This window comes from Arsukibacterium sp. MJ3 (genome assembly GCF_000987765.1).
GTDB lineage: Bacteria > Pseudomonadota > Gammaproteobacteria > Enterobacterales > Alteromonadaceae > Alishewanella.
In genome coordinates this window covers 1-4,191 of record NZ_LAHP01000043.1, presented here as the reverse complement: position 1 = coordinate 4,191, position 4,191 = coordinate 1, and the positions used below count along the sequence as shown (strand labels likewise).

Sequence of the window (4,191 nt, the reverse complement as noted above, 5' to 3'; positions counted from 1 at the left end):
AATCCGATCACTTAGCGTAAAAAGAGACTTGGCGAAAAAGAAGGTTATGAAGCGATCGGATAGAACCGAAATGACTGTCTGTTTTTACCGGAATACGCAATCAGTGCAGTTAACAGAGCTAGGCCATGAAATCGGCTTAGTAAACCAAAGTTTTACACTGTTATCGTAAGTAGTTCCCGGATAATCTCCAACAACTCTTATTCTGTTTATTGTCATACCATTAATTTCAGCCGTTCCAGCGAGTGCCGGAACAAATATAAGACATAAAATAAACTGGCGTTGAAGCAATTTTGGTGTTGGCGAAAGAACCGTAAAAACTAAAACCCCCTAGTTTTTAGCTAGGGTTTGAATGCGCGAGCAGTGCCTGCCCCCGTAATTCTTAATCTGAGCTTCGGCCTCTGATTGCTTTTTTGACAGCCAGTAGCCAGTAGTATTATTTGACAAATAATTTTTATTAAATTAACTTTAGTTACTTTTATCAAAAATGAAGTTCGGCTATGCAACCTTCTTTACCCTACAGAATTCCCGAAACTATGTCAGGCCAAATTGAGTATCTCTGCCAACTACTTGATTTTCCTCGCACAATGTTCTTGGCTCATGGTAACAAGTCAGCGCTTGCAGACAGTGTCGTGCTCGAAATTCTTACAGGTATAGTGCTTTACCATCATTTGCCTAGGCAAGACCAAGGAAGGGTAATGCGTTTAATCCATGAAAACCTGGAGGGACGCCCAGCAATAGCAAAAGCGATTACCAAGATAACGAACCCGATGGTAAACCCTAATTGGGGGCTATGGGCAAAAACAACTCGTGAACTGGTAGCTGATTTGGCATTCGCAGAATCTGTTAGCACATATTTAGGCTTGGCGGGTGCAAGCTTCTCAGTACCGTCTTTATACAACATGGCGAAAACCAACAGAACACCGGCAAAAGGTGTTGGCCGAGGCCACCCCGTACTGACTGTGATGATTTGGGGTTTCTATTTCAATCATGACGCAGGTCGTCAAGCCATTCAGGCTGAATTGGTGCGTCGCGCCAGGAGCCACTGAGTTTGCAACTAAGAATGTCTAAAGCGGCTTTTTGGCTGGAAAGCACCCCACTGTTAGCTTGGGTAAAGCTACTAATGCTGCCTGCAGCTGCTTGGTTTATTTTTTACCTTATCAATAGTGAATGGATAGCTGCAACAGCCTATCGAGTTGCACTTGCGTTATTGATCGTTTTTTTATTTTTCTATGTAATAGAGCATCTAAGCCTTTGGTTGTCTAACCTACCTGGTGAGCAAAGGCTAATTGCTGCGTGCGATCAAAATAACCTGCAGCTTGCTTTGGAGGAAACCGCTGAGTTTCCAGTCGGCGACGTTCTGGAAATTACGTTCTTAGAAAGAACCATTTCTAATGGCATTAGATTACCGCACAGGAAAAACATTATCAGAGTTACATTGGCCGATGGAGTGAAAGAATTACCAACCAATTTTAATTACTCTCCTTTACTGACTTTTCTGCAGCAAGTAGATAAAGTTGTTAAAAAACAACGAACCGGTAAGCGTTGATGATTTTAAGCCTGAAATCTTTACGTGCCACATGCATTATTTTACTGGTCGCGGCATTCGTGGTAACACCATATTCTTATGCGTATACCAAAACAGCTCTAGACGCCAATCCGGCACCACTGATTCAACAACGTATCCAACAGTCGATTGCCACTGCTGATTCAGAAGCATTAGCCGGCTTACTTCAGTCTTTACCACAATCTGAAATCCAGCAGTCATTTACCTTAGAAAATCCCCTTGTTTTGGCAATGACTACAGCAGAACGTTGTTCCCCGGACCTTTTAGATGTGTTGATTGCGGCTGATGCACCATCATATGGGCTCGCAGACGGCAACGCACTGCATTATGTGGGGTATTTCAGCGATCTTGGTGACAACATGAATTGCTTAAATAAGCTGCTGGCAGTGGGCATTGATATTAATCAGCAGGATAAGGACGGCTACACACCACTGGTAAAACTGCTGTATTCACAAAGCGAGCATACTGCTGACTTAATAAGCTATATGCTTAAGCAAGGTGCCAATCCGTTAATACGCTCGCAGTCAGGGATGGATTTTCTGCATCATGCACTCGCCCTGCAATTGCTGTACTCAGAGCAACTGTATTTTTTAGCAAAGGATGATCCTTTCTACCTTGCGGCAAACAAGATGGTTACCACTGCTCAACTTGCCCGCAAGCTATATGCTGAATATTACTTAGGCCAGCACGAAAATAAGGTAGATATCGGCAGTAGCAAGTAATGTAATCACATGCGATAAAGGGGCGTTGCGATCAATGCCATTGAACCCTTGCCTTGAGTCAGGAACAAATCGCCCTGTTCGGCGTCATTTAATTTTGTTCTGACCCCAATATTGCTTTAATATTGCTTTTATTTCTTTTGCTATTTTATATTTATTTAATCACCACATCTAAAAGGACCTATAAGTTGATTCTCTACCTTATAATCCTGTTGCAATTCGGGATATTGCTCTACTGCCAACTCAAGTGTGGTATCAAAGCTATCAACTAACTGCAACTGGTAAGCGTGACTAGAGAAAACGATATATTCCTTGCTACCACCGGCATGAAAGTAAATATCGCCGATATAATTCACCACTCCTGGCTTAACAGTAAACCTACCCATGCATTTGATACCTGGCTTTAGCAATTTTATACCCTGCATATACAATATTTCATTAAACCGGTAGGTACCGGCTTTTACCGGACGCAGCACAAGGGCTCCGGGTGTCTCAATTACAAATGAATGCGGCAACTTAAGCTCTGGTAGAAAATTAGCGCGTGCAATATTACCGGAAATATGGAAGTTGGCTAACAGCAAGCCTTCATTTGCTTCCAACGGCTTGTCCGGCGTATAAACTGGCACAGCGCTACAGGCTTGTAACACCAACAAACCCAGCACTACTAATATCTTGTTATTCATAAACTTCCTTTCCACTTACTACTGGCGGCACAATGCCATTTAATCAAATAATCTTATCAATAAGCTGCCGGCCAAGCGCTGATCACTAAATAGTATTTAATTTTGTTCTGACCCTAATGACCCTAGTATTACATTGATTGCTTTTCTAAAAATCAATGACTCTGACCGCATTGATTTTTTATTTCAAAATTAACTATCTAATTCTATCTTTTACACAATTAGAATCTTCACCCTTACCATCCTTAACAATATAATCCCTTGCTTCACCAACTTTAATCTCACCAACATGCTCAAGTATACTATTGTATCTTTGATCGGTTGGCTTAATTACAAAATAAGCATCACCTAGTTTTCCAGAGTCTGTGTCCTCAGCCCTCAATTGAAGAGTGAGAGATTTGTCACTATTCATGGTTACAACACCAATACTTTCCATTTCACATTCCTCCAGCTTCTCAGAGCCACAACCAGCGCAAAAAATAAAAAGACCAAATGTAATATATCTGAATATCATAATTACTTCCCTCGCCAATATTTGTACAGATTAGGATTTGTGTTTTTATAGTTCTCATTCCCACCATAGTAATTTGCAAAACTTTCTGCGAAAGTCTCCTCAAGTCCAGCATTCCCAATTTGTAACTGGTAACGATCTAATGAGCCAATATCAGCCGCTCGGGCAGCACGGAATGGAGTAGAGCTTGAGAGAGATGACATAACATGATCATAAGCATGACCTACTTCATGAAGAAGCAAACTATAAGACCCGGTACCAAATCTGCCACTAGTCGCAACCACCACAGTTTTTGTATCGGGATCATACAAGCCAGGAACCGTGTCCCATGTCATCCCTTCAGGCCAGCCTCTTGGAGTAACGCCGATAAGCTCAGAAAAATATTCAGTTACAGAATCTTCTACAGCAACTATTGTTACTTCTGCAGCATTTAACCGTTCAAGAATTCCAGTTGATAATTTAGACAGATCATTTTTTACTGCTTGAACATTTCCACCTGCATTTTTCACAACTGGAGGGGATGGTTTCTTATTCGAATTTTTGCTGTCAATATTTGATTGACCTTCATGCCCATCCGTCTTTGTTGTTCCTTGCATATCGCTAACCTTACTACTTGCGGCCGCATGTGCCTCACCAAGCTCCCTGGCATTTCCCATTACTGCTTGAAATATTGCCCCTTTAGCAAACCCCTTTGCCATGCCTCCGGCAAAGTTGGCC

Annotated in this window: 6 protein-coding genes; 3 read left to right on the top strand and 3 right to left on the bottom strand. The window is 41.9% G+C overall.

Annotation, left to right across the window (positions count from 1 at the left end; all coding sequences use genetic code 11):
- The first annotated feature begins 695 nt into the window (after positions 1 to 695).
- Genes VT06_RS16390 through VT06_RS16380 form a run of 3 tightly spaced genes read left to right on the top strand, consistent with a single transcriptional unit; the run spans position 696 to position 2,286 of the window.
- A complete protein-coding gene (locus VT06_RS16390; RefSeq protein WP_152659051.1) occupies positions 696 to 1,046 on the top strand; it encodes a hypothetical protein in 351 nt (116 codons plus the stop codon).
- A 2-nt stretch (positions 1,047 to 1,048) separates the two neighbouring features.
- Complete coding sequence (locus VT06_RS16385) at positions 1,049 to 1,546, top strand: hypothetical protein (protein WP_152659050.1); 498 nt, start codon at positions 1,049 to 1,051, stop codon at positions 1,544 to 1,546.
- A complete protein-coding gene (locus VT06_RS16380) occupies positions 1,546 to 2,286 on the top strand; it encodes an ankyrin repeat domain-containing protein (protein WP_046555411.1) in 741 nt (246 codons plus the stop codon). The genes VT06_RS16385 and VT06_RS16380 overlap by 1 nt, the downstream gene beginning before the upstream one ends.
- A 155-nt stretch (positions 2,287 to 2,441) precedes the next feature.
- On the opposite strand, the gene VT06_RS16375 is transcribed toward VT06_RS16380, so the two are convergent.
- The 3 genes from VT06_RS16375 to VT06_RS18270 form a co-directional block, all read right to left on the bottom strand.
- Positions 2,442 to 2,966 carry a hypothetical protein gene (locus VT06_RS16375; RefSeq protein ID WP_046555410.1) on the bottom strand — a complete coding sequence of 175 codons (525 nt, stop codon included), beginning with the start codon at positions 2,964 to 2,966 and terminating at the stop codon, positions 2,442 to 2,444.
- Between the two features lie 193 nt (positions 2,967 to 3,159).
- Entirely contained in the window at positions 3,160 to 3,477 is a 318-nt protein-coding gene (locus VT06_RS16370; RefSeq protein ID WP_046555409.1) for a hypothetical protein, read from the bottom strand.
- A gap of 2 nt (positions 3,478 to 3,479) precedes the next feature.
- Positions 3,480 to 4,191 (bottom strand): hypothetical protein (locus VT06_RS18270; protein WP_046555408.1); only part of this gene is annotated, 712 nt, incomplete at its 5' end.